The 848-nt window shown below is 56.5% G+C and carries 1 protein-coding gene; it reads right to left on the bottom strand.

Features of this window, described 5'->3' with window-relative positions; translation table 11 throughout:
• Positions 1-404 precede the first annotated feature (404 nt).
• A complete protein-coding gene (locus L0976_RS28555) occupies positions 405-722 on the bottom strand; it encodes a hypothetical protein (protein ID WP_234190774.1) in 318 nt (105 codons plus the stop codon).
• Positions 723-848: the final 126 nt, after the last annotated feature.

The following is an 848-nucleotide window of genomic DNA, read 5'->3' as shown; positions in this document are numbered from 1 at the left end:
CACCATCAGACAGCGCCGCTTGAACCATCACGCCAAAGCGGCTTAAATCAACCCGCAAACCGAGCCGGAAACTCCGCTCTTCCAAAGCCCGAAAAGTCTCAGTTCATTTGACGACGGACAGTTGCGTGTCTTCGGCATTTTGCCAATCATACATAGCCCGCTGGACGTGATGATATTAATTGGGGCCATGGTCAGCAAATCCCCTGGATCAGCGGATAAGTGACTACATCGAGCGCTGATGTGGCGCAGCTACTGCCGTAGTTGCGGAGCGCCGGCTCGACGCCTTGGTCCAATTGTGGTGCACCAATGAGATAGAGTCGAAAAGGTATTCTGGACCCCACCCGTTGAAATGTCGGTTGTCGGTAGCGCACGCTGCGAAATCCTGCCGACGCTCATCGCTAAATCTATACGCCCAAGAAGATAGCTTCCGGCCGGGTGTCACCGAACAGTTTATCCTTTCTCTTGTTGTGCCATTTGTCGATGCGGCTCTCGGTTTCACGCTTTATGGAAGACCAACATCTGCCGAACAGCGTCGAGCGGTCGGCGGGATGCCGCCAAAGCACGAACCGAGCGTCAACCACTTTCGCAAACAGCACGGAGGCCTGCCAGAACGCCTCGTGGGTCTCAGCTTTCCTCATCTCATCGTACCAATGGCGGGCCCACTGGTTTCGGTCGTAAGCACCTCGGGCAGCTTTGAGGGCGATGCCGACGTAGCCCTGCACTCCGGGTATCCATCCGGCGAAGGCCGCGGGGTTTATGATTTCGGCTCGTCTGCCATGATGCGTTCGATCCTTGCAGGATCGCATTGCTCGTCCACAAGGAACTGTCGGACACCGCCATCCCAGGTG

The sequence above is a fragment of the Shinella sp. NM-101 genome (assembly GCF_021401195.1).
GTDB lineage: Bacteria > Pseudomonadota > Alphaproteobacteria > Rhizobiales > Rhizobiaceae > Shinella.
The sequence above is the reverse complement of the archived record's forward strand: the minus strand, read 5'-3'. Positions and strand labels throughout refer to the sequence as shown.